Source organism: Kitasatospora sp. NPDC093679 (genome assembly GCF_040683455.1).
Classification (GTDB): domain Bacteria; phylum Actinomycetota; class Actinomycetes; order Streptomycetales; family Streptomycetaceae; genus Kitasatospora; species Kitasatospora arboriphila.
In genome coordinates, this window is the sequence record NZ_JBFBDW010000002.1 from 256542 (window position 1) to 279106 (window position 22565).

At 72.4% G+C, this 22565-nt stretch carries 22 protein-coding genes and 2 pseudogenes; 13 read left to right on the forward strand and 11 right to left on the reverse strand.

What is annotated here, in order from left to right; translation table 11 throughout:
* Positions 1 to 39: 39 nt before the first annotated feature.
* The 5 genes from AB0O09_RS03125 (at position 40) to AB0O09_RS03145 (ending at position 5167) form a co-directional block, all read left to right on the forward strand.
* Positions 40 to 969 carry an ABC transporter permease gene (locus AB0O09_RS03125; protein ID WP_344623922.1) on the forward strand — a complete coding sequence of 310 codons (930 nt, stop codon included), beginning with the start codon at positions 40 to 42 and terminating at the stop codon, positions 967 to 969.
* Positions 959 to 1915: an ABC transporter permease gene (locus tag AB0O09_RS03130; protein ID WP_363539638.1), complete on the forward strand. Its 957-nt coding sequence runs from the start codon at positions 959 to 961 to the stop codon at positions 1913 to 1915. Before AB0O09_RS03125 ends, AB0O09_RS03130 begins: the two co-directional genes overlap by 11 nt.
* Before the next feature lie 7 nt (positions 1916 to 1922).
* Entirely contained in the window at positions 1923 to 2897 is a 975-nt protein-coding gene (locus tag AB0O09_RS03135) for an LD-carboxypeptidase (RefSeq protein ID WP_363539640.1), read from the forward strand.
* Positions 2885 to 3718 (forward strand): M55 family metallopeptidase, encoded by an 834-nt coding sequence (locus AB0O09_RS03140; RefSeq protein ID WP_363539642.1) that lies wholly within the window; start codon positions 2885 to 2887, stop codon positions 3716 to 3718. Before AB0O09_RS03135 ends, AB0O09_RS03140 begins: the two co-directional genes overlap by 13 nt.
* Positions 3719 to 3844: 126 nt before the next feature.
* Positions 3845 to 5167 carry a M20/M25/M40 family metallo-hydrolase gene (locus AB0O09_RS03145; protein ID WP_363539644.1) on the forward strand — a complete coding sequence of 441 codons (1323 nt, stop codon included), beginning with the start codon at positions 3845 to 3847 and terminating at the stop codon, positions 5165 to 5167.
* Between the two features lie 6 nt (positions 5168 to 5173).
* On the opposite strand, the gene AB0O09_RS03150 is transcribed toward AB0O09_RS03145, so the two are convergent.
* On the reverse strand, positions 5174 to 6634 hold the full coding sequence (locus tag AB0O09_RS03150; protein ID WP_363539646.1) for a DHA2 family efflux MFS transporter permease subunit: 1461 nt from the start codon (positions 6632 to 6634) through the stop codon (positions 5174 to 5176).
* Between the two features lie 62 nt (positions 6635 to 6696).
* On the opposite strand from AB0O09_RS03150, the gene AB0O09_RS03155 reads away from it, so the two are divergent.
* Together AB0O09_RS03155 and AB0O09_RS03160 are read left to right on the forward strand one after the other, a co-directional pair.
* Complete coding sequence (locus tag AB0O09_RS03155) at positions 6697 to 7179, forward strand: MarR family transcriptional regulator (protein ID WP_363539648.1); 483 nt, start codon at positions 6697 to 6699, stop codon at positions 7177 to 7179.
* A gap of 120 nt (positions 7180 to 7299) precedes the next feature.
* On the forward strand, positions 7300 to 7464 hold the full coding sequence (locus AB0O09_RS03160) for a hypothetical protein (protein WP_344623913.1): 165 nt from the start codon (positions 7300 to 7302) through the stop codon (positions 7462 to 7464).
* A 17-nt stretch (positions 7465 to 7481) separates the two neighbouring features.
* On the opposite strand, the gene AB0O09_RS03165 is transcribed toward AB0O09_RS03160, so the two are convergent.
* Both AB0O09_RS03165 and AB0O09_RS03170 read right to left on the reverse strand, forming a co-directional pair.
* A complete protein-coding gene (locus AB0O09_RS03165; protein WP_363539650.1) occupies positions 7482 to 8210 on the reverse strand; it encodes a hypothetical protein in 729 nt (242 codons plus the stop codon).
* Entirely contained in the window at positions 8180 to 8815 is a 636-nt protein-coding gene (locus tag AB0O09_RS03170; RefSeq protein ID WP_363539652.1) for a hypothetical protein, read from the reverse strand. The genes AB0O09_RS03165 and AB0O09_RS03170 overlap by 31 nt, the downstream gene beginning before the upstream one ends.
* A gap of 378 nt (positions 8816 to 9193) precedes the next feature.
* Here AB0O09_RS03170 and adhP point away from each other — a divergent pair, with 378 nt between their 5' ends.
* Positions 9194 to 10210: an alcohol dehydrogenase AdhP gene (gene adhP, locus AB0O09_RS03175; RefSeq protein WP_363539654.1), complete on the forward strand. Its 1017-nt coding sequence runs from the start codon at positions 9194 to 9196 to the stop codon at positions 10208 to 10210.
* Between the two features lie 47 nt (positions 10211 to 10257).
* A complete protein-coding gene (locus AB0O09_RS03180; RefSeq protein ID WP_363539656.1) occupies positions 10258 to 10731 on the forward strand; it encodes a universal stress protein in 474 nt (157 codons plus the stop codon).
* A gap of 580 nt (positions 10732 to 11311) precedes the next feature.
* Here the strand turns inward: AB0O09_RS03180 and AB0O09_RS03185 are convergent.
* Positions 11312 to 11731, reverse strand: coding sequence for an avidin/streptavidin family protein (locus tag AB0O09_RS03185; protein WP_363539658.1), 420 nt, complete (start codon positions 11729 to 11731; stop codon positions 11312 to 11314).
* 26 nt (positions 11732 to 11757) lie between these two features.
* Here AB0O09_RS03185 and AB0O09_RS03190 point away from each other — a divergent pair, with 26 nt between their 5' ends.
* Entirely contained in the window at positions 11758 to 12120 is a 363-nt protein-coding gene (locus AB0O09_RS03190; protein ID WP_363539660.1) for a hypothetical protein, read from the forward strand.
* Between the two features lie 42 nt (positions 12121 to 12162).
* On the opposite strand, the gene AB0O09_RS03195 is transcribed toward AB0O09_RS03190, so the two are convergent.
* The 3 genes from AB0O09_RS03195 to AB0O09_RS03205 all read right to left on the reverse strand — a co-directional run bounded on the left by AB0O09_RS03195 (position 12163) and on the right by AB0O09_RS03205 (position 15343).
* Entirely contained in the window at positions 12163 to 12915 is a 753-nt protein-coding gene (locus AB0O09_RS03195) for a histidine kinase dimerization/phosphoacceptor domain-containing protein (protein WP_363539662.1), read from the reverse strand.
* Positions 12916 to 13113: 198 nt separating this feature from the next.
* Positions 13114 to 13467: a hypothetical protein gene (locus tag AB0O09_RS03200; RefSeq protein ID WP_363539664.1), complete on the reverse strand. Its 354-nt coding sequence runs from the start codon at positions 13465 to 13467 to the stop codon at positions 13114 to 13116.
* 355 nt (positions 13468 to 13822) lie between these two features.
* A complete protein-coding gene (locus AB0O09_RS03205; RefSeq protein ID WP_363539666.1) occupies positions 13823 to 15343 on the reverse strand; it encodes a pyridoxal-dependent decarboxylase in 1521 nt (506 codons plus the stop codon).
* A 243-nt stretch (positions 15344 to 15586) separates the two neighbouring features.
* Between AB0O09_RS03205 and AB0O09_RS03210 the strand changes: the two are divergent.
* A pseudogene (locus AB0O09_RS03210) lies at positions 15587 to 15838 on the forward strand (ATP-binding protein); the annotation flags it as partial.
* Positions 15839 to 15883: 45 nt separating this feature from the next.
* On the opposite strand, the gene AB0O09_RS03215 reads toward AB0O09_RS03210, so the two are convergent.
* A complete protein-coding gene (locus AB0O09_RS03215; protein WP_363539668.1) occupies positions 15884 to 16228 on the reverse strand; it encodes a hypothetical protein in 345 nt (114 codons plus the stop codon).
* Positions 16229 to 16375: 147 nt separating this feature from the next.
* Positions 16376 to 17672, reverse strand: a pseudogene (locus AB0O09_RS03220) (IS256 family transposase).
* 133 nt (positions 17673 to 17805) lie between these two features.
* Between AB0O09_RS03220 and AB0O09_RS03225 the strand changes: the two are divergent.
* Positions 17806 to 18336, forward strand: coding sequence for a hypothetical protein (locus tag AB0O09_RS03225; RefSeq protein ID WP_363539670.1), 531 nt, complete (start codon positions 17806 to 17808; stop codon positions 18334 to 18336).
* Positions 18337 to 18499: 163 nt separating this feature from the next.
* Here the strand turns inward: AB0O09_RS03225 and AB0O09_RS03230 are convergent, their stop codons facing one another.
* Both AB0O09_RS03230 and AB0O09_RS03235 read right to left on the reverse strand, forming a co-directional pair.
* The gene (locus tag AB0O09_RS03230) at positions 18500 to 20575 is read right to left on the reverse strand and encodes a HEAT repeat domain-containing protein (protein ID WP_363539672.1); all 2076 of its coding nucleotides are present in this window, start codon (positions 20573 to 20575) and stop codon (positions 18500 to 18502) included.
* Positions 20576 to 20855: 280 nt separating this feature from the next.
* Complete coding sequence (locus AB0O09_RS03235) at positions 20856 to 21488, reverse strand: IS3 family transposase (RefSeq protein WP_363539674.1); 633 nt, start codon at positions 21486 to 21488, stop codon at positions 20856 to 20858.
* Positions 21489 to 21947: 459 nt separating this feature from the next.
* Between AB0O09_RS03235 and AB0O09_RS03240 the strand changes: the two genes are divergently transcribed.
* Positions 21948 to 22367 (forward strand): hypothetical protein, encoded by a 420-nt coding sequence (locus AB0O09_RS03240; RefSeq protein WP_363539676.1) that lies wholly within the window; start codon positions 21948 to 21950, stop codon positions 22365 to 22367.
* Positions 22368 to 22565: the final 198 nt, after the last annotated feature.

The following is a 22565-nucleotide window of genomic DNA, read 5'->3' on the forward strand; positions in this document are numbered from 1 at the left end:
GACCACCGTCGCGACCACACGAACCGGGGGCGCCCGCCGATGGGCCGATACATCGCCCGCCGCCTGCTGTACGCCGTTCCCGTACTGCTGGCGACCACCTTCCTCATCCACGCCATGGTGTTCGTGCTGCCCGGCGACCCGATCCAGGGCCTCGCCGGGGACCGGCCGGTGCCGGCCGCCGTCCTCGCCGAACTGCACCGCCGCTACCACCTCGACGACCCGCTCGTCGTCCAGTACGCCAAGTACCTGGGCGGGCTGCTGACCGGCGACCTCGGCCGGACCTTCACCGGCGAGCCGGTCGCCGACACCCTGGCCGGCCGCTGGCAGGTCACCCTGCGGCTCGGCCTCACCGCCTGGTTCCTGGAGACCGTCCTCGGCGTCGCGCTCGGCGTCTGGGCGGCGCTGCGCAAGGGCCGGTGGGCGGACAACGCGGTGCTCGCCGGCACCACCCTGGTGATCGCCGTGCCGGTGTACATCGTCGGCTACCTCGCCCAACTGCTGCTCGGCGTCAAGCTCGGCTGGTTCCCGGTGGCCGGCGCCGAGGACGGCTGGCCGACCGCCTACCTGCTGCCCGGCCTCGTCCTCGCCTCCTTCGGCGTGGCCTACGTCGCCCGGCTCACCCGGGCCTCCCTGCTGGAGAACCTGCGCGCCGACCACGTGCGCACCGCCGGCGCCAAGGGCCTGTCCCGCAGGCGGGTGGTCGTCCGGCACACCCTGCGCAACTCGCTGATCCCGGTGGTGACCTTCCTCGGCATCGAACTCGGCTCGCTGATGGCCGGCGCCGTCGTCACCGAGTACGTGTTCAACCTGCCCGGCGTCGGCCAACAGGTCTTCCAGGCCATCCAGTTGCGCGAGGGACCGACCGTGGTCGGCATCACCACCGCCCTGGTGCTGGTCTACTGCCTGGCCAACCTGGTCGTCGACGTCCTGTACGGCCTGCTCGACCCGAGGATCCGCCATGACCGGTAGCCCACAGGCCCCCGCACCGCCCCCGGCCCCCGCCCCGGCACCGCCCGCGCCCGTCCGGGACCTCGCACTGCCGTCGAAGCGGCGCCCCCGCCGCGGCGAGCCCCCCTCCGCCGGCGCCTGGCGGGACCTGCGCAGGCGGCCCCTCGTCCTCGCCTGCACCGGCGTGCTGCTGCTGATGGCGCTGATGGCCGCCTTCCCCGCGCCGTTCGTCGCGCTGCTCACCGACGACAGCGGCCGCTGCGAACTCGCCGACTCCCGGGTCGGCCCCAGCCTGCACCACCCCTTCGGCTTCGACCTGCAGGGCTGCGACTACCTCGGCCAGGTCGTCCGCGGCAGCCGCCCCTCGCTGGTCATCGGCCTCGCGGTGACCGCCGGGGCACTGCTGCTCTCGCTGCTCCTCGGCATGCTGGCCGGCTTCTTCGGCGGCTGGGTGGACACCCTGCTCTCCGGCCTCACCGACGTCTTCTTCGGCCTGCCGTTCGTCCTCGGCGCCACCGTCGTCCTGGTCGCCTTCCCCGACCACGGCCTCGGCGCGATGACCCTCGTCCTCGTCGCCCTCGGCTGGACGACCATGACCCGGGTGATGCGCGCCCAGGTCATCGGCCTCAAACAGGCCGACTACGTGCAGGCCGCCCGCTCCACCGGCGCCGGACCGCTGCGGCTGATGACCCGCCACCTGCTGCCCAACGCCGCCACCCCCGTGGTGGTGGTCGCCATGCTGAACGTCGGTAACGTCATCTCCGGCGAGGCCACGTTGGACTTCCTCGGCGTCGGTCTGCAGTACCCTGCGGTCTCCTGGGGCCTGCAACTGAACGCGGCCCAGGCGTACGTCCTCGACTTCCCGCACCTGCTCGCCTTCCCCGCGCTGTTCCTGTCGGCGACCGTGCTGAGCTTCATCCTGCTCGGCGACGCCGTCCGGGACGCGTACGACCCGAAGCTGAGATGAGGCCCGCATGCCGACCCACGACCGGCCCCGAACGGTGCCGCAGGCCCTGCGACCCGGCGACCGGGTCGCCGTCGCCGCACCCGCCGGCCCGCCCGACCCCGCCCTGCTGGAGCGCGGCACCGCCCTGCTGGCCTCCTGGGGCCTGGAGGTGACGGTGCTGCCGCACGTCCGCGACAGCCACCTCGGCCACCTCGCCGGCCGCGACGAGGACCGCGCCGCCGACCTCACCGAGGCCTGCGCCGACCCCGGCGTCCGCGCCGTCCTCTGCGCCCGCGGCGGCTACGGCACCCAGCGGATGGTCGACCTGGTCGACTGGAAGGCGATCGACGCCGCCGCCGAACCGACCCTGCTGATCGGCTCCAGCGACATCACCGCCCTGCACGAGGCCTTCGCCGTCCGGCTCGGCACCAGCACCCTGCACGCCCCGATGCCCGCCACCGGCGCCCTGGTCGACGACCCGGCCAGCGCCGACCACCTGCGCACCGTGCTCTTCCACCCCGAGCAGGTCACCGAACTGCCGCTCACCGGCGGCGCGCTCGTCCCCGGCACCGCCCGCGGCCGGCTCGCCGGCGGCAACGCCAGCCTGCTCGCCGCCTCCGTCGGCACCCCCACCGCCCTGCCGCCGGACGGCTGCCTGCTGCTGCTGGAGGAGACCGGCGAGGAGCCGTACCGGCTGGACCGCATCCTCACCCAGCTGGTCCGTGCGGGCGTGCTCGGCCGCGCCGCCGGCATCGTGCTCGGCGACTTCACCGACTGCGGTCCCGAGGAGGAGGTCCGCGCCGTCCTCGCCGACCGGCTCGGCGGCCTCGGCATCCCCGTCGCGGCCGGCCTGCCCGCCGGACACGGCCCGCTCCAGCTCACCGTCCCGCTCGGAACCGCCGCCGAACTCGGCGACGGCGTGCTCACCCTGCTCGAACCCCCGCTCGCCCCGCGCCCCGCCCCGGGCCGGCCGGCCGCCGAGGAGACCGCGTGCGCGTCCTGATCTCCGCCGACATGGAGGGCGCCACCGGCACCACCTGGCCGGAGGACGTCGAACCCGGCGCGCCCGCCTGGCAGCGGATGCGCCGGCTGCTCACCGGTGACGTCAACGCCTGCATCGCCGGACTGTTCGCCGGCGGCGCCGAAGAAGTCCTGGTCAACGAGGCGCACGAGACCCAGCGGAACGTCCTGCTGGAGGAACTCGACCCGCGGGCGAAGCTGCTGATCGGCCGGCACAAACCGCTCGGCATGATGCAGGGCGTCCAGGACGCCGACGCCGTCGTCCTCCTCGGCTACCACACCGGTGCCGGGGCGAACGGCGTCCTCGCCCACACCTACCTGGGCGCCGGACTCACCGGCTTCCGGATCGACGGCACGGACGCCGACGAAGGCCGGATGAACGCCCTGACCGCCGCCGAACACGGCGTCCCCGTCATCCTCGTCACCGGCGACGACCTCACCTGCGTCGCCGCCGCAGCCTGGGCACCCGAGGCCCGCACCGCCGCCGTCAAGGAGTGCGTCAGCCGCTACGCGGCGGTCTGCCTGCCGCCGGCCGTCAGCGCCGCGCTGATCCGCGACCGGGCCGAGCTCGCCGTGCGCGACCACCGGCTGCTCGGCCGCCCCGAACCCGTCACCGGCCCGCACTGCTTCGAGATCGACTTCCACGCCACCCACCAGGCCGAGGCGGTCGCCGCGGTGCCCACCGTCGAACTCCTCGGCCCGTGCACCGTCGGCTACACCGCCCCCGGCGCCACCCGGGCCGCCCGCACCTTCAAGGTCTGCACCGTGGTCGCCCGCGCGGCCACCGAGCAGCAGTACGGATAAGGGCCTCCCCAGGGGCGCCTGGATGGTCGTTCAGGGGCGCTGGGGGTACCTCCCGGCCGAAGGCTGGGGGCGGAACTGCGCCCCTGATTCACCACCTGACTACCCGTGCCCGACGAGGGAGACCCCGTGACCGTCAGCCCGCAGGCCCTCGACACCGACGCGGCCGTCCTCTGCCACGACCTGCTGCGCCTCGACACCGTGAACCCCGGAGACGGCAGCGGGCCGGGCGAGCGGGCCGCCGCGGAGTACGTCGCCGCCCGGCTCTCCGAGGCCGGACTCGACCCGCTGCTCACCGAGTCCGCGCCGCGCCGGGCGAACGTCCTCGCCCGGGTGGCCGGCACCGACCGCACGCTGCCGCCGCTGCTCGTCCACGGCCACCTGGACACCGTGCCCTTCGCCGCCGAGGACTGGACGCACCACCCGCTCTCCGGCGAACTCGCCGACGGCTGCCTGTGGGGCCGCGGCGCGGTCGACATGAAGGGCACCCTGGCGATGACCCTGGCCCTCGTCCGGGACTGGGCCCGCACCGGGCGGCGGCCGCGCCGGGACCTGGTGCTCGCCTTCCTCGCGGACGAGGAGTCGACCGGCGAGTACGGTGCCCGCTTCGCGGCCGAGCGGCACCGGGAGTGGTTCGAGGGCTGCACCGAGGCGATCGGCGAGTCCGGCGGGTACTCGGTGCCCGCGGGTGGGACGGCGGGGGAGCGGCGGCTCTATCCGGTGGCGGTCGGCGAACGCTGCACCGCCTGGATGCGGCTGACCGCCACCGGCACCGCCGGGCACGGTTCCCGGGCCGGCGCGGACAACGCCGTCGCCACCCTGGTGCACGGGCTGTCCCGGCTCGCCGCGCACGCCTGGCCGGTCCGCCTCACCCCGCCGGTGGAGGCGCTGATCACCGAGCTGGAGGGGGTCCTCGGGACCCGGATCGACCGGGAGCGGCTGGAGGCGGAGGCGGCCCGACTCGGCCGGGCGGGCGCGCTGTTCGCCTACACCGTGCGGAACTCGGCGGTGCCCACCGTGCTGCGGGCCGGGCAGAAGGTGAACGTGGTGCCCGGCAGTGCGCACGCCCAGGTCGACGGGCGGTTCCTGCCCGGCACCCGGGACGAGTACCTGGAGACCGTCGAGCGGCTCCTCGGGCCGGGCGTGACCCGGGAGTTCATCAACCTGGAGGAGGCCGTCGCGGCCGACCACACGGGACCGGCGTTCGCCGCGATGGCCGCCGCCGTTCGCGCCGAGGACCCGGCCGGCCACCCGGTGCCGTACCTGATGTCCGGTGGCACCGACGCCAAGACCTTCAACCGCCTGGGCATCACCTGCTACGGCTTCGCACCCCTGCTGCTCGACCCGGAACTCGACTACCCGACGATGTTCCACGGCGTGGACGAACGCGTCCCCGTCGACGGACTGGCCTTCGGCGTCCGCGTCCTGGACCGCTTCCTCACCGCGTACTGAGGGGATTCAGCCGGCGGACCGTCCCTCGGCGACGGCGGCAGGCTCTCGGGCGGGGGTGGGTGCACCGCCCGCCCGCGGTGCGGCCGCGGCGCGGCGGGCCTGCGCGTCGGGCACGGTGAAGGCGAACAGGCCGGTGGCCACCGCGATCGCGGCGAGGACGAGGTAGGCCGTCCGGTACGCGGCCAGCGGCGGGTGGGCCTGCTCGGGGCCGCCGGCGCCGAGCACCAGGACGGTGGTCACCACGGCGGGGGCGAGGGCGTTGCCGGTCTGCCGGACGACGGTGTTGAGGGTGGCGGCGTAGGCGACGTCGGCCTTGGAGACGGTGCTGAAGGAGGCGATGGTGGTGGGCACGAACACCCCGCCCATCGCCAGGCCGAGCAGGAACATGTAGCCGCGGAAGGCCCACAGGCCGGTGTGCTCGTCCGCGGCGGCGAACAGCAGCAGCACCCCCGCCACGCCCAGCATCCCGGTCCCGATGATCACCCGCGGGCCGATGCGGGCGTACACCGCGCCGACCAGCTGCATGGTGAGCAGCACCCCGAAGGCCTCGGTGAAGGTGGTGCTGCCGCTGTCCAGCGCGCTGCCGCCGCGGGCCTCCTGGATGTAGAGCGGGCCGAGGAACATCGCGCCCATGATGGGCACGTAGCCGACCAGGCAGATCAGGTTGGTGTCGCGGAAGAGCCGGTCGCCGAAGAGCCGCAGCCGCAGGATCGGCTCGGCGGTGCGGAGTTCGACCGTGACCGCCGCCGCGAGCAGCACGGCGCCGGCCACCAGCGGGCCGAGTACCTGCGGGCCGGTCCAGCCCGCCTCCGGCCCGGTGCAGACCCCGTACATCAGCGCGGCGGTGCCCGCAGCGCTCAGCAGCAGGCCCGGCAGGTCGAGCCGACCGGCGGCGTGGTCGCGGTGCTCGGCGAGGAAGACGAGGCCGAAGAGCACCGCGGCCGCACCGACCGGGACGTTGACCCAGAACACCCAGCGCCAGGAGAGGCCGGTGACGAGCGCGCCGCCGAGCAGCGGGGCGATCGCCGGGGCGATCTGCTGGGGGATGATCAACAGGCGGGCGAGCCGGACCTGTTCGGCCTGGGTGAAGGTGCGGAAGAGCAGCGCCTGCGAGGTCGGCATCAGCAGGCCGGCGGCAAGGCCCTGCAGGGCCCGGGCGCCGACCAGGGCGCCGAGGCCCGGGGCGGCGCCGCAGAGTGCGGAGGCGCCGGTGAAGGCGGCGAGCGAGAGCAGCAGCATCCGGCGGCCGCCGAACCGTTCCACCAGCCAGGCCGAGGCCGGGACCATCATGGCCAGGCAGACCGGGTAGACCACGACGACCCCGGTGAGTGCGGCCGGGGTCAGCGCGAACTGCCGGGCGATGCCGGGCAGTGCGACGGTGGTGATCGCACCGTCGACGATGCAGATGAAGGTGGTCAGGACCGTCATGATGGGCACGACACGGCGCTGGCTCAGGCGGGTGCTCATAGAAGCTGAGCATACTCACTATGATGGTGCTCAGAAAGACTGGAGACGGGGACGGACACGGCATGGCACAGCGGCAGGCGGACAAGCGCGACTTCGGCAGCAGCGACGTCCTGGTGGACGAGCTCTTCGCCACCACGCAGCGGCTCCGCGCCTTCGTCGACGGCAGGCTGCGCGAGCACGGCGCCTCCGTCTCACGGCTGCGCACCCTGCGGGTACTGGCCCGCGCCGGCGGGCCGCTGCGGATGCGCGACCTCGCCGAGCTGGTCGGCAACGCCCCGCGGACCACCACCACGATCGTCGACAGCCTGGAGAAGGACGGCCTGGTCGAGCGGGTCCGGCACCCGGAGGACCGCCGCGCCTTCCTGCTCACCCTCACCGAGGAGGGCGTCCGCCGGCACCGCGAGGCCGAGGAGCTCGACCGCGCGGCCCTGGCCACCGCCACCGGCGCCCTCGCGCCCGCCGAACGCGAGCAGTTGCGGTCCCTGCTCGCCCGCATCCGCACCACCGTCGACGAGCGGACGGCCGACGCCGACGCCGGTCTCTGACGCCCGCACCCGACGCCCCGCACCCGACGCCCTGCACCCGACGCCCTGCACCCGAGCCCGCGGCAATGCGGCACCCCGTCCGGGTATCGGACGGGTGAAACCGGCCGTTCGGCCGTCAGGGTGACGTATCGTCCTGCCGAAGGTGATCCTGACCCGAAGGAGGAGATCACCTCGCGTTACGTCCTGCTGGGCCTCGGCCTCGCCTGCCCCGTCCTCGCCCTCGCCGTCTTCCTCGCCGCCGCCCGGGCCGGCACCCGCAGCGAGAGGGAGGACGACCGGGCCTGAGCCCGGACGCGCCCCGGTCACCCGGTCAGCGCGTCCACCAGGCCCCCGAGCTCCCGGTCGGTCAGCGGCCGGCAGTGGGCCAGCTCGTTGCGCGAGGTGCGCAGCGTGGACAGCCGGTTGTACTGCGCCGTCCCGAAGCGCACGTCGCGGCGGCGGACGGCCGTCCAGATGTCGCCCAGCTCCATCGAGGCGAGGTCGGCCGGGCCGCCCCGCCCGCCGTCCCGGTCGACGTAGGTGGCGGCGAGGTGCCGGGCACCTCGGGCGGCGGCCTGCGGCAGCAGCGCCACCAGCCGGGCCCGGGCGTCGTCGATGAGCGGCAGCAGCACGCGGTTCTGCGCCTGCCACACCAGCTTGTCCAGGCGGTCGCGGCCGTCGGCTCCGGCCGGCCACTCCACCGGCGAGCAGCGCACCTGCCCCTCCCGGCTGTCCGGCAGCCCGGCCTGCCAGGCCGGCCGGAGCGACGGCTCGGGGGACGGCGCGTAGGCCGCCGCGGCGTTCGCGGCCGGCGGCGGGGCCGCCCCGGCGGCCGGCCGGCACGCCGTCAGGGCGGGGACCAGGTCGTCCGTCCGCCCGTTCCAGCGTCCGGTCAGACGCGCGGCCAGCGGCAGGTCGGGGCCGCAGACCCCGACGACCGTCTCGTGCCGCACCGCCGCCAGGATGCGCTTCCCGGCGGTGTGCCGGCCGTGCGCGGACCGCCCGTCGGCCTCCGCCTCCGTCAGGGTCGCCGTGTCGAGCCGGCCCCACACCGACCACCACCAGTGGACGGTGCAGAGGCCCGGATCGAGTGCCTCCGGCGCATCGGGGGGGCCTCCGGCCGGGCGGCGACCAGCAGCCGGGGCCGCCGGGCCGGCGGGAGGCCCGCGTTCTTCACGGCGGCCTGCAGACGGCGCATCAGGCGGGAGAGCGCCACCGGGTCGTCCTCCCGCCAGGCGCGGACGATCACCACGGGGGCGCGCCGGTCCGCGCCGTCGACGAATTCCCTGACCGGGTCGCCGACGAGCCCGAGCTGTCCGGCGAGCCGTTCCGTGAGGCTCGGCGTCCCGAGCGGCGGGGCCGGCGCGGGTGCCGTCCAGCCCCCGAGGCCGTCGGCGTAGTCGAAGCCGACGTCCCCGAAGGCGTCGACGCCCGGCCAGAGCTCCTCGTCGGCCCGTTCCGCCGGCCCGTCGGCCCGCGCCGCCCGGCCGCCGCCGGGGCCCGGAACCTCGACCACGTCGTCCAGGTCGGCGAGCAGCCGGTCGAGGTACGGGTCGGCCCGGCCGCGTTCCACCTCGTGGCCGGGCAGCAGCCACAGGCAGCCCGCTCCTGTCCCGCGGATCACCACCACCGAGGTGACCGGCCGTACCTCTTCCATCGCCGCACCACAAGGTGCGCCGCGCCGGGCTCGGCACCACGCCGGTGGTCTGAGCGCACGGATGCCGGGCAGGCGTGAGCGGATCCGGCGCCCGGCGTCCGCCCCGCGCTGTGAAAGACACCCCGCGCGCGGGTTCGCTACCGCGCACGGACGGCGACGACATCATCGTCCCTGCCCCACGGTCACGGTCGATCAGGAGCCCTCCAAGGTGCCCACGACCCGGCTTGGCCGACCAGCCGCCCAAGAACCGGGTCGGGACCATCGGCCCCTGTCCACTGCACCGCTCGGCCCCCGCAGACAATGGCCCGGGCCGGTGGAATGGAAGACATGGTGGGGCCGACACCGGTCCCGTCCCTCATTGCCGACGTCAGGAGCACCATGAAGGCCGCTGTCGTCCACGACTTCACCGCACCGCTTGCCCTCGAGGAGCGTCCCGTCCCGGCGCCCGCGCCGCACCAGGTGAGAGTTCGGATCGAGACCTCAGGGTTGTGCCATACCGACATCCACGCCGCCCGCGGCGACTGGCCGGTCACACCCCACCTGCCCTTCGTCCCCGGCCACGAGGGCGTGGGCATCGTCGACGCGGCCGGTGACCAGGTCCAGGGCATCCACATCGGTCAGCGGGTCGCCATCGCCTGGCTGGCCGAAGCCTGCGGGCGCTGCGACCAGTGCGTCTCCGGCTGGGAGACGCTCTGCCTCCAGCAGCGCAACAGCGGCTACTCCGTCGACGGCGCCTACGCCGAGTACGTGCTCGCGCATGGCGACTACGTGGTCCCCGTTCCCGACGGCATCGACCCGCTGGACGCCGCCCCTCTCACTTGCGCCGGCGTCACCACCTACAAGGCACTCAAGGTCTCCGGTGCCCGCCCCGGCACCCGCGTACTCGTCTCGGGCATCGGCGGCCTCGGCCACCTCGCCCTGCAGTACGCCCGCATCTTCGGCGCCGAGACCGTCGCCGTCGATGTCACGGACGACAAGCTGGCCCTGGCCCGCGAGCTCGGCGCCGACCACGTGATCGACGCCCGCATCCAGGACGTCGCCGCTGAAGTCCACAAGCTCGGCGGCGCGGACGCCGCCATCGCCCTCGCCGTCAGCAACGACTCCTTCCACGCCGCCTACGGGGCGCTGCGCCGCGGCGGCACGCTGGTCCTGGTCGCCCTGCCCGCCGGCGGCACCTTGGAGTTGCCGGTCTTCGAGACGGTACTGAACGGCACCAAGGTGATCGGCTCCATCGTGGGCACCCGCCAGGACCTCGCCGAGGTGTTCGCGCTGCACACGCTCGGCCGTACCCGGGTGATCCGCGAGAGTCGCCGTCTGGAGGACGTCAACGCCTGTATGGCCGAGGTCCTGGACGGAAAGGTCGCCGCCCGCCTCGTGTTCGACCTGCGCGGCTGACACCCGCAGCCGCCCCATCGCCATGATGTGAACGGAAGGGAAGCGAGATGGACGAGACGACGGCACAGCGGCGGATCGTGGTGGGGGTTGACGGGTCGGCGTCCTCGCGTGCCGCCCTGCGGTGGGCGGCACGGCAGGCCGGCCTGATCGGGGCCACCGTGGAGGCCGTGATCACATGGGAGTACCCGGCCGTCTACGGGTGGGGCATGACCATGGTCGACGTGGATGTCGCCGCCTACGCAGGTAAGGCCCTCAGCGAGGCGGTCGTGCAGGAGATCGGCCCGGACAGCCCGATCCGGGTGAGTGAACGGGTGGAGGGCGGCAACGCGGCCCAGGTTCTCCTGAAGGCCGCGGCAGGCGCCGAGCTCTTGGTTCTCGGCAACCGCGGCCACGGAGGTTTCACCGGAGCCCTGCTCGGCTCGGTCAGCCAGCACTGCGTTCAGCACGCCCCGTGCCCGGTCGTCATCGTCCGCGACCCCGCCCGCTCCACCGGGGATGCCGAACTGACCGCTACCGGCTGAGCGCCCTTCAGTTCTGCGTCAGGGATTGAAAACGGCCTGGCCACTGGAGTGCGGACGGCACGGCAGGACCTTCGCCATCGGCCGCAGACGCGGTCGTTCCTGACGCCATGCTCGCCTACGCCCGCGAACCGCCGACCAGCAGAACGCAGCGCAGCAAGCGTCGACCCGAAAGTCGGGGAAGCGGTCCCGGGGCGTGTACGCCCCGGGACCGCCCCCGGCTGCCGCGCAGACACCGGCCGGATGCCCGGGGGGTTGAGCGATCCAACCGGAGCTGTGGCGCTGCCGGAACGGTCGCCGCAGGGGGATTCGGGGACACCCGTCATCTTGTTCAACGGCCGGGCCTGCTCCGGGGACACCTGCCACCGCCAGACCTCAAGCGGTGCCAGGGTATGCAGGGGCCGGTCACGCTCGGGGGTCCGCGACCGGCCCGCCTACCACCAGCGTGACCGGGCACCCCGGAGCACGTTCACCACACGCCACCGCCCGTACCGCCGGGCGGGGCACCTCATGTGCCCCGCCCGGACGGCTGGCCACGCCACCCCGGCACCAGCCGGGCAGCAGCCCGGCCTGCCGCCGGCAGTTACGGCTGGACGCGGCGGAAGGTGTTCTGCCCCACCGCCGTGGCCTTCCAGGCGTCCTCGGGCCCGGTCACCGTGGTGAACAGCCAACCGGCGACAATGCGCTCCTCGTCCGGGAAGTACTGGCCGCTCCAACTGGTCACCGACGCGGCGCTGTCGTGCTCGTCACCCCAGGCAACCGTCCATCCCGATGCGTCCGACCAGAACCACCCCGCTGCGACCGGTTGCGGCGATCCGCCCGGAGCCGCTCTGATCCTGCTGAGTCCCCGCTGGACGGGAGCCGACCGGGCTGTCCCGGCGTGGTAACCCGGGTCGGCCGCGGTCCGCGTACTGGGAGGCCGTGGTTCGCGGCAAGCTCCTCGGAGAGCGCGGTGGCAGGCCCTCTTGTCCGGGTCTCCGGGCGCCGAAATCATGGGCGGCATGGAGAACTTGGCTGGGGCCGTAGGCCGTGATCGTACGGAGGATCCTGGCGGGCGAGTCCACGGAGCAGGACGTCGAGAGGGCGCAGCAGAACTTCGAGCAGTGGATCCGGGAGGAGTGGGGCGGGAACGGCGACCGTGCGGTGGCCTCCTGCCTGAACTCGCCGGCCGAGACCGCAGGAGCCGAGTGGGACGCCCTCCCGGAGCGTGACGCGCACGCCCACATCTGGCTGTTCACCTTCCTGTGCCCCCGCTCCCCGACCCCCGGGGCCGGCCGGGTCGACCTGTACCCCCTTGACGTCGAGGCGGCCGCATACCGGGACATGGGAGCCCCTGTCCGTTTTATCTCGGCTCGCGACCGCTCGGCCGTCATTCGATCGGTGACCGCCTGAAAGGCTCAACAGACAGCCCGTGGCTTGGCTTCGGAGAATCCGTCATGAGGACAGCAATCGCTTCAAGCACTCGAGCTCGGCTAGGACTTGACGTCCCAGAGAGCTGAGGCCCCGCACCGCGTCCCTGGCCTGGTGCGGGCGTGCGGGCAGCACGTACTGGGCACCGCCGGCTTGAACGGTCATCGCAGTGAGATCATGCGTGATCACGTCGTGGAGCTCCTGGGCGATCCTGGCGCGTGTGGCGGCGCGGATCATGTTGGTGCCGGCCGCCGCGGCGCGGGCCTCCAGTTCGGCCAGCTCCGCTCGCCGGGTGCGCGCCCACCGTCCCCAGATCCAGCACAGCAGAAAGGGCAGCGAGTACAGAGTGGCGAGGAGCACCTGCTGCTCGGCGGAGAGGTAGCCGAGTTCTCCCTCGGCAGTTCCTCGCCAGACGGCCAGCGGCCCTACGGCCAGCGCACTCGCCAGCGTGGCCAGGGACACCTGCGAAGAGCCGTAGCAGGCGCCCCAGCGGGTCAGTACCAGATAGCCGGCACCGGCCAGGTCCGGCGGGAACCCGTCCAGGAGCTGTCCGACACCCAGCCCGATCGCAACCAGGACCGCAGTGTTCGGATACCTGCCACGCAGCATCATCAGACCTGCGAGCAGCGTGACCGAGGCCATGCAACCGACGTGCCGCCAGCTCACCGGACCGGGCAGCGCCGCCGTCGACCACCCGCCCAGCACGAGCAGGCACAGCGCCCAGGCCCCGTCGCCGACGGCGGGTCGGTGGAGAAACCATGTGTGGAGTCGGTGCACGCTGGCAGCGTAGGCAGCCGATGGCTGTCGCCGAGTCACCCGCAGGGGTGATCCGCCTTCCTCCTCGGGACGTACAGCTCAAGGACGCCGCCGACCGGAAGACGGGGCTGGAGAGATCAGGGGGTCCGCGTGGACGGATCCCGGGTTCCGTCAGGCCAGGTCTTCGGGGTGGATCGGTCCGGACTTTGGCGGTGGCGGTCAGCCGCCGGTGATCTGCTTCGAGACCCGCCCGGAGGCGCGAATTTCCTGCAAGTCCGGGATGTGGTTGTAGAGGGTGCCGAGGCTGGTGCCGAGGATTTTGGCAATCGAGTTTTCGAGGTTGGGGAGCATGTCGCGGGCGGCTCGGATGATCTCGGGGGTGGCGACGGTGGGCTGGCCGCCGACCCGGCCACGGGCGCGGGCGGCGTTCAGGCCCTCGCGGGTGCCAGAGGCGATCAGCTCGCGGATGAACTCGGCAAGTGGGCGCCGCTCCTCCCGCCGCTCGGGTGATGGTGCGATCCTGCCGCAGGCCGGCGACCGGGACAAGGAACCGGCGAAGTGGTGGTGTACCACCGAGGGGTGCGGCTGCGGGCGTAATGCGGGACCACACCATGCCCCGGCCGGAGTTCGGAAGGCGCGGCGTGGACTGCACGACATGGCCGACGATGCGCTCGACTGGAACTGGGGACGGCTGACAGCTGCGCTACTGGTCCTGCCTCGGCAGCAGGTCATGTCGGTGAGTACTGGCCGAGTGCATCGGCCTGCCTTACCCGCTGCCGCCGGTGGCGGCCTGCTGACTCATCAGCCACCGGGGGGCGGCTCGCCCGAGCCTGCTTCTTCAGCTTCCCGGATTTTGCAGACTGTCCCACGTGCCCGCGCACGAGCACCGCCCATTCGAACGGGACGGCCCGCCGTGGCTGATGGGTGATCACTCGTCGGTGCATCGGGTGGGTGCTGCGCGGTCCGAATCGGCGGCATGGAGGACTTCGCGAAGGAGCAGGTCGAGGTCGCTCTCGCTGGTGCGGTAGTTGCAGAGGCAGGCGCGCAGGACCGTGCGGTCGTGGACGGTGACGGTGGCGAGGTAGGCGCGTCCGGCGGTCTGGACGCGGTGGGCGACGCGGGTGTGGAGGGTGTCGGGGTTGGGTGCGGGGGTGTCGGTGAGGCGGAAGCAGGCGACCGGCCAGGGGCCGCCGGCCACAAGTTCCAGGCGGGGGCTGGCGGTGATCTTCTCGCGCAGGCGGTCGGCGAGGGTCAGGTAGTGCTGGAGCAGGACGGTGACGCCGTCGCGTCCGAGGTGGTGCAGGGTGGCCCACAGCGCAAGGGCCCGGGTGCCGGGGCGGGTGAGTTCGATGGTGGCGTGGGAGAGCCAGGGAAGGGTGTCGGGTTCGCCGGGGGCGAGGTAGGAGGCGCGGTGGGCGAAGGCGGTGTGCAGGTGCTCGGGGTCGGTGACGAGGAGTGCGCCGCAGCCGACCGGCACGCTGAGGGTTTTGTGCGGATCCACGGTCATCGAGTCCAGATCGGCGACGCCCTGGTAGAGGTGTGCCAGAGCGGGCACCATGGCGCCCAGTCCGCCCCAGGCTCCGTCGGCGTGGTGCCACATCCCGCTGCGTCGGCACAGGGCGGTGACTGGTTCGAGGGGGTCGACGGCTCCGGTGGCGGTGGTGCCCAGCGTGGTGACGGTGCAGAACGGCAGGAGCCCGGCGGCCTGGTCCGCGGTCACGGCTGCGTGCAGTGCGGCGGGGTCCAAGCGGTGCTCTGCGTCGCTTGGGATGGGCCGCAGGCGGTGGGCGGGGATGCCGATGCAGGCAGCGGCCCTGGCCACGGACATGTGGGCTTGGGCGTTGTAGTAGAGGGTCAGGCGGGCGTGGTCGCGGTCGTAGGCGGGGCCGTCTCCGGAGCCGCGTCGGGTGAGGAACCAGGTGCGGGCGGTGGCCAGGGCGAGCAGGTTGGCCATGGAGCCGCCGCTGGTCAGGACCCCTCCGGCGGCGGCGGGGAGTCCGGCCAGGTCGGCGAGGATGCGCACGGTGCCGCGTTCCAGGTCCATGAGGGCGTTCTCGCCCATGCCACAGGTCGCGTTGACTGCAGCCGCCAGAAGCTCGGCGATCAGGCCGGCGGGGGCGGGCGGGGAGTTGATCCAGGCGAAGAAAGCCGGGTGCCCGTTCCCCGTGGGGAACGGTGCGATCTCCTCGCGCACGAAGTCCAGGATCCGGCCCAGCTCGCCGCCGGCACGGTCGAGCGAGGCATCACGCAGCCGGGCGCGCCGGCGCGCGGGCATCGGACGGCTCACCGGGGCTTCCGGAAGCTGGCTCAGGTACTGGCAGACCCACTCCGCGGCCGCGATGAGCTCGTCCCGCAGCACCTTCGGATGCGCTGCCGGTGGCGCCTCGCCCAACGACAGCGGACGCTCGCCGAGACCGGTCGGGGCGTGGTGGTACGAAGTGCTGGCCATGGCGGCACGTGGAGCCTTTCGTCGGCATAAGGCCCAGGTCAGCGCACCGAGGCCGTGATCGTAACGAGCGCCACGGCCCGCCGTCACGTCCAGGTACGAAAACTCACTCCGGTGCGCCACTCATCCGGCGGTTCTCCTGCTGGTCGGACGTCTCCGAAATCGAACAGCGTGCTCCGGCGGTGCTGTCGGAATCGGTGAACATCTGCTGCCGAAACTCGTGAACAAGGCCATGCCGCCGAACTCCTCACCAATGCCGTCCGGCACACACCCGGCCCCCTCCGCCTCGACCTGGAACTGGACGGGCTGCGCCTGCGGATCGCGGTCACGGACCCCTCGACCGACCCGCCCCAGCCGCGCCCGCACCGGCCGCAGACCCCGCACGGACACGGTCTGGTCATCGTGCAGAAGCTGTCCGTCCGCTGGGGCCACCACCGTGAGGCGTCCGGCAAGACGGTCTGGGCCGAGCTCTTCGTCCCGTTGGCCGTCCACCGCTGACCGCAGCCATGGTGTCCTGCAGTCGCTCGGGGGCGGCGGACGTGGTCACGGATCGAGGGGTTCGAAGCCGAGGACCCAGCCTAGGGCGCGGGCGGCGCCGCGGGCGAAAGCCCTCTGAGACGGCGGGAGTTCGCGGTCGCGGGCGGCTTGCAGGGCGGCGCGTTCCTCGACGGCCAGGTCGAGGTCGGTCGGTTCGCTGCGGCTGGTGCGGGCACCGGTCAGCGGGGCCCGTTCGTAGGGGGCCAGGACCCAGCGCAGGACGGCGGCCTCGCCGCGGGCCTCCGTCCGGTCGCCGTGCGCGTGGGCGGCTTCCTCCGCGGCCGTGAGCACCTCGTTGCGGGTGCGCACGCCGATCCAGTCGGGAACGGTCTCGATCATCAGCACTGCCATTCGGGCACGAAACAGGCATCGGGGTGGTGCTGGCCGGTGCGGCCGGCCGGGCGCGGGTTCCAGGTTTCCCCGATCCGCGGCCCGGCACACCTGCAGCGTGCCGAGCTCGGGTCTGTACAGCCAGCGGTGTAACTCGGGTGGTGTGAGTTACCGGCGGCCGACGGAGAGTCGGCCGTCGAAGGCGATGTCGAAGGCCTGGAGTGCGGGCTTCCAGCGCATGGTCCAGCGTTTGCGGCCAGCGCCGGTGGGATCCAGGCTCATGACGGCCATGTAGACGCACTTCAACGCGGCGGCCTCGTTCGGGAAGTGTCCGCGGGCGCGGACGGCCTTGCGGATGCGCGCGTTGACCGACTCGATCGCGTTGGTCGTGCAGACGACCCGGCGAATCTCCGTGTCGAACTGCAGGAACGGCACGAACTCGGCCCAGGCGTTCTCCCACAGCCGCACGATCGCCGGATACTTCTGCCCCCACTCCTCCTGAAACTCCAGGAAGCGGTCCTCGGCGGCCTTGGCCGTCGGTGCGGTGTAGATCGGCTTGAGCGCGCGCGAGATCTTGTCCCAGTCCTGGCGGGCCGCGTATCGAAACGACGCCCGCATGAGGTGAACCACGCAGGTCTGCGTGATCGCCTGCGGCCAGACCGTGCCGATGGCGTCGGGCAGGCCCTTCAGTCCGTCGCAGACGACCATGCACACGTCCTCGACGCCCCGATTGCGGATCTCGGTGAGGACCTGGAGCCAGTACTTCGCGCCCTCGCCGCCGTCGCCGGCCCACAGCCCCAGGATGTCGCGGGTGCCGTCGACGGTGACCGCCAAAGCCACGTAGATCGGTCGGTTCGCAACCTGACCGTCGCGGACCTTCACGTGCACACAGTCGATGAAGATCACCGGGTAGACCGGGTCGAGAGGCCGGGTTCTGCCATTCGGACATCCCGTCCATGGCCTTGTCGGTGATGGTCGAGATCGTGGACTTCGACACGCTCGCGCCGTAGACCTCGGCCAGGTGGGCGGAGATATCACCGTGCGTCAGACCTCGCGCGGACAGCGACAGCACCATCTCGTCCACGCCCGTCAGTCGCCGCTGCCGCTTCATGACGATCTGCGGCTCGAAGCTGCCGCCGCGGTCGCGGGGCACGTCGATCTCGACCGGCCCGACGTCGGTCAGCACAGTCTTGGGGCGGCTTCCGTTGCGGGAGTTCCCGCTACCCGCGCCGGCCGGGTCGTGCTTCTCATATCCGAGGTGGTCGGTGATCTCGCCCTCCAGGGCGGATTCCAGCACGCGCTTGGTCAGCTGTTGCAACAGTCCGCCCTCGCCGGTCAGCTGCAGGCCCCTCTCGCGGGCCCGATCGACCAGCTGCCCGATCAACTGGTCGTCCAGCAGGTCTGCCGACAGATCGACCGGCCGGACCTCTTCAACCGCCTCGACGGAGGCAGTCACGTCGCTCATCAGGTGTTCTTCCTTGATCGGGAGTTACACCGATGACCGTACAGACCCGCCTCATCGTCCAAGCCGTCCACACCCTGCTGACCTGCGACTATTCAGGATGGAAACGGTTCGATGAAAAGCCCTAGTTGGGGAGATGTCGATGGCCTCGCCGCTTGTCCGTGAAATTTATGAACTCGTCGATTGGACTGGTCGTCACGCGGGACCTTTTGATTGGTCGCCGATCGAGCGGGGCCTGGGATTGCGCGTTCCTGAATCTTTCAAGGAAGTTGCGGAGTTCTTCGGTCCTGGCGAGTTCAGTCAGTATCTTTTTGTCGCCGGCCCGGGAGGTGGCGGCGTGAGCGATTCATTGGCGTCTCAGGTTGCAGTTTGGTCGGAGCCTAATGTGGGAGCTGACCTCCTGCGGCCATATCGGACACGCCCCGCCGAGGAGGGCTTGGTGGCATGGGGTTCGACCTGCCAAGGAGATACCCTTTTCTGGCTTCCCTGCTCTCCGGATCCAGAGCTGTGGCCGATTCTTGCGCTGGAGGAGGATTCTGCCGCATGGCATCGTTTTGACATGACTGTGTCGGAATTCATCCTCAAGGTAATCGGACCTAATGGGGGTGTGGATCCATTTTCGGTGGGAAGGGTAGTGAACCCTTCGTTTGTCCCCGCTGAAGGCTGACGCATCCCCACAGAACGTCGACGCGGTGACAGGCCTGGCACCGGACTTCTGGAGGGCAGGGGTGAGCGGTGAGTCCGGCCACCAGGCCGATTCTTCGGTCTGATGCGGGCCGGTGCCGCTGGCACGGTCTGGTGCTGCGGCTTCCGGCCCGTCTTTCAGCGGCTCAGGTGAGACGGCCGATCAGAGCTGTAGCGAGCTGCTGCAGGGCCTCGTCGTTTTCGATGTTCTCGAACCGGCCGCCGCGTCGGGCAAGGGCGAGTTCCGCGCGGAGTTGGGGCAGGGCCGGGCGGGCTGCTTCGCCCATTCGGTCGAGGCACGCGACCACATGGTTCGCGGTGGCGCCGTTCTTCGCCCAGGCCTGCAACAGGGTGTTCAGCACGGCGGGTGCCTCGGCCTCGCCCGCGATCTCCCACAGGGCGGCGGCGCAGTGGACGCGGACCCACTCGTACTCGTGGGCCAGGTGCTGGTGCAGCTGCGGTAGGGCGGCTGCGGCGGCCGGGCCGATCTCTCCGAGGACGTCGGCTGCTTCCCAGATCCGGAAGGTGATGGTGTCGTCGAGGAGTTCGAGCAGCAGCGGCATTACCTCTTCGACGTTTTTGCCTGCGGCCCACAGCGCGGCAACGGCGGCGGGCCGCGCGCTGGGGTCCGAGGCCCTGGTCAGTGGCCGGATCGCCGGCAGCGCGGGTGTCGCAGCGGGGCCGAATGCCGCGAGGGCCTCCAGCGCCGTGGAGACGATACGCCACTGCTCGTGGTCCACCGCCGCGGAGAGCGTGTCGGTGATCACGGGAAGAGCCTGCGGATCACCGATCTCGGCCAGGGCGGCGAGCAGGGCGTTCGCGCTCATCTCGACCCACTGCTGCGCGAGGTCCAGACGGCGCAGCAGCTTGCAGAGCCGGGGCACGAGCAGGTCGGCGGCCTGCGGGAGCGACCCGGCGACCTGGACGGCGCGCCATGCGTCCATGTCACCGTCCAGAGCAGTGAGCAGGCTCGGGACGGCGCGTATGTCGCCGAGGCGGGCGAGCGCCAGTACGGCCTCCTGGTGGGCTCGGCGCAGCTGCGGCTGCGGGGCGGCCCATACGTCGGGGCCGTGGGTCGCACGGTGGGCGACTACCTGCGCGGCCAGCGCCTCCCGGGCGGGTCCGGCGAGCTGGTGGCAGGCGCCGAGGACCTCCGCGGCTTCGGCTGCGACTTGAGGGTGGGCGGCGAGTTGTCCGGCGACGAGTTCGATGAGAGGGGTGTGGTTACCGCGCCATGACTGCATGAGTTGCCTGCTCATCCGCAGTGCGTCCAGTCGGGTGCCGGGGTCGGGGCTGCGCAGTTGCTCGGCGAGCAGGGCGGTGCGCTGGGGTATGCGGTGGGCCAGTGCCTCGTGGAAGGTGCGCAGCAGGTCGGTGGTGGGCGCATGGACTCGGCCGGCCCGGTCGAGCTCTGCGAAGGCGGCGGCGATCTGCGGCGGCACGTTGTCCCCGGTCGCCTGCGGTTCCTCTGTGCGAGGCGGGTCCGCCCACGCGCAGGGCGGTGTGGTGGCGGACTGCGCTTCACGGAGCAGGGCGATCGCGTGGTCGACCGAGTCATCGCCGATCCGGTCGGGGACACAGCGGGCCCGCTGGACGACGGCCGCAAGCCTGGTCGTGGGTGTGGCGGCCGGATCGGCGGCGAGGGCCTCGAACCATGCGACCGCAGCCGGTACGGCGGACGGCAGACGCAGGGCCAGGGAGGCCATCGCCGCCACGACGGCCAGGCGTTCGACGAGGCCGTGCTCGGCCGGCAGGCGATCGCGCAGCAGAGCGGTCGCCCGGTCGACGTCGTCGAGGAGCAGGGCCAGGGCCGGGATCGCGGCCCGCCGCACCCGGGTGTCGGGGTCGTCGGCGAGGCGGACGAACACATCCGCGCGGCCGCGCAGGGCCGTGGCAGCGCCTGCGTAGTCGATTTCGCCGATGTAGTTGTCCTCGCACCGTTCGACGGCGGTGGTGGCGATGCTGACGAGCAGTTCGACGATGCCGGGCCGATCGGGAGTGGCGATGTCCTGCGCCAGGTTGAACAGGAACGGCAGGGCGGCCGTCGTGCACGGATACACGTCGCCCTGGTGGTGGACCGCGCTGTAGAAGCGGCCCAGGGCACGGTCGCGTTCCTGCGCGTCGGTGGAGCGCAGTGCTGTCAGCAGGTCCGGGATCTCCTCGGCAGTGCCGTATGCGTGGTGCATCGACGCCCAGTCGACGCCGGCAAGTTCGTTGGTCATGGGCGGAACCCTGCCGGTCCGCACTGACACGAAAGGGCTGTCTGCCGGTGGCCGAGGTCCCGAATGCTCTGGCTGTTGTCCGCCAGAGCCAGGCGCGGGCACTTCAGGGCACGGTTCGTCAGGTTCTCGCTGGTGCGCCTGGCCGACGGGGTTCGCCCTGGCTGCATGGCTGGGACGCCTATGACCTGTGCCGGATCGCGCTGCTGGCGCGGGCAATGCCGGCCAGGAGAAGCGTGACCATCACGATGTGAGCTTTCCCCCGGGAGGTGGACACGGGGTTTCATGCTGCGAGGGTGATCCTACGGGCCGCCGCTGTCTGCTGTTCGAACTGGATCGGGCTGAGGTAGCCGAGCGTGGAGTGGCGGCGGCGGAGGTTGTAGAAGGAGACCCAGCGGAACACTTCCAGCCTGGCCTGATGCTGGCTGGTCCAGCGGGCCCCGTGCATCAGCTCCCGCTTCAGTGAGGCGAAGAAGCTCTCCGCCGCGGCGGTGACCCAATCCTCACAGTCGTAGACGCTGAACCAGGTGCCGGCCACCGCCCGGCACGCACTGTCGGCGCGCACGCCCACGCCGTCGCGGGCGAGGACCTTCTCACGGGTGTCGCAGGAGTTGCCCTGGGCGGCCCAGTGCGGGAACTTGTCGCGGCTGTAGCCGGCCATCGAGCCCGCGGCGGCCACCGGTAGCGCGGCGAGCTCGGTGCGGGCGAGGGCGGCGGGGACCGGCTGCGGGCCCGGCCAGGTACCGCCGGAGCGTGCCGGGCCCGGCGCCGTAGCGGGGACGGAAGCAGGGATGCTGCCCGCCGCGCCCCCACCCGGAGCGGAGACGGCGGTGCTGGTGCAGGCGGTGCCCGCCACGGCGAGGGCGGCGATCAGGGCGAGCGGGACGGCTCTGGGCGTGGTGCGGGAGGCTGCCATGGGCCACTGATACCCGCCCCGGACCCGATCATCAGCGACGCAACGCCGCGGATGTCACCGAACCCCAACCCGTCGTCGAGGTCCTTGCTGGCACGGGCCGCCACGGCGAGGCCCGCTACATCCGCCTCCGCCTGCCCGACTGAGCCACCCGCCGCGGCGCAGAGGTGCCCGGCGGCACCCTTCCGCGTCGGCGCTCCATCTTGTCCACGCCCCGACCGCTGCGCCGTGTTCGGCCCGACGGCCGCGCCCACTGCCAGTGAACGGCGTTGATGGGGTGTCGGCGCGGACACGAGTGGCTCCCGGGAGGCAATGGCATGCATCCCGGGAGCCGTTCCGATCATCTCATCACCCGTGCCGCTGCGCGGCCGATCGGTGCGGCAGGGCCCGTGCTGTCGGCGGGGTGCGGTCGTTGGTCGGGGTGTGACGGGTGCTGCGGGTGAGGGGCCGATGCTGTGGGCGTTGGCGGTGCTGGAGACGGACGGCGGCGATTTGGTGGCGGAGGTGATTGTCGAGGTGGGTGAGGACCACTACACCGCGCTCGCGGTGGATGCGTGGGAGAGCGGCTTCGTGTCGTCGGCGGCCGAGGCGCCGGTCATCACCGGTGTGGTTGAGGTCCGGGAGGGCCGTTTCGAGCGGCTGGTGCTGGTCGGCGGCCGGCAGGTGTGGGAGCCGCAGCCGGCGGTCCGGGCGACGCCGGGCTGGTTGTCCGCCGCAGCTGCGGGTGGGGCGCTGGTGACGGTGGTCCCGCCGGGCACCTGGCCCGTGGACCTCGGCGTGCTGCCGCCCGAGCACCGCGCCGAGGTCTTCGAGGACAGTCTCACCGCGGCCCGGGAAAGCGGAGAAGTCCTGCAGAGTGTCGCCGCCGTCGAACTCGCCTGACGCCCTCTGGCACCGCGGCGCCGGCCGGCGCGCAGCCCGGAACACTGGCCGGCTCGGCGCGTGCTCCGGGTCGGCCGGGGTTGGTTCCTTCGGGTAGCCCGCGGTTCGACGGAGCACCGGGGCAGGCACAGGAATCGGCATGACGACACCTGCCAGGAACCGCCGCCCTCGCCGCCGTCCGGCCGCGCCCGTGCTTGC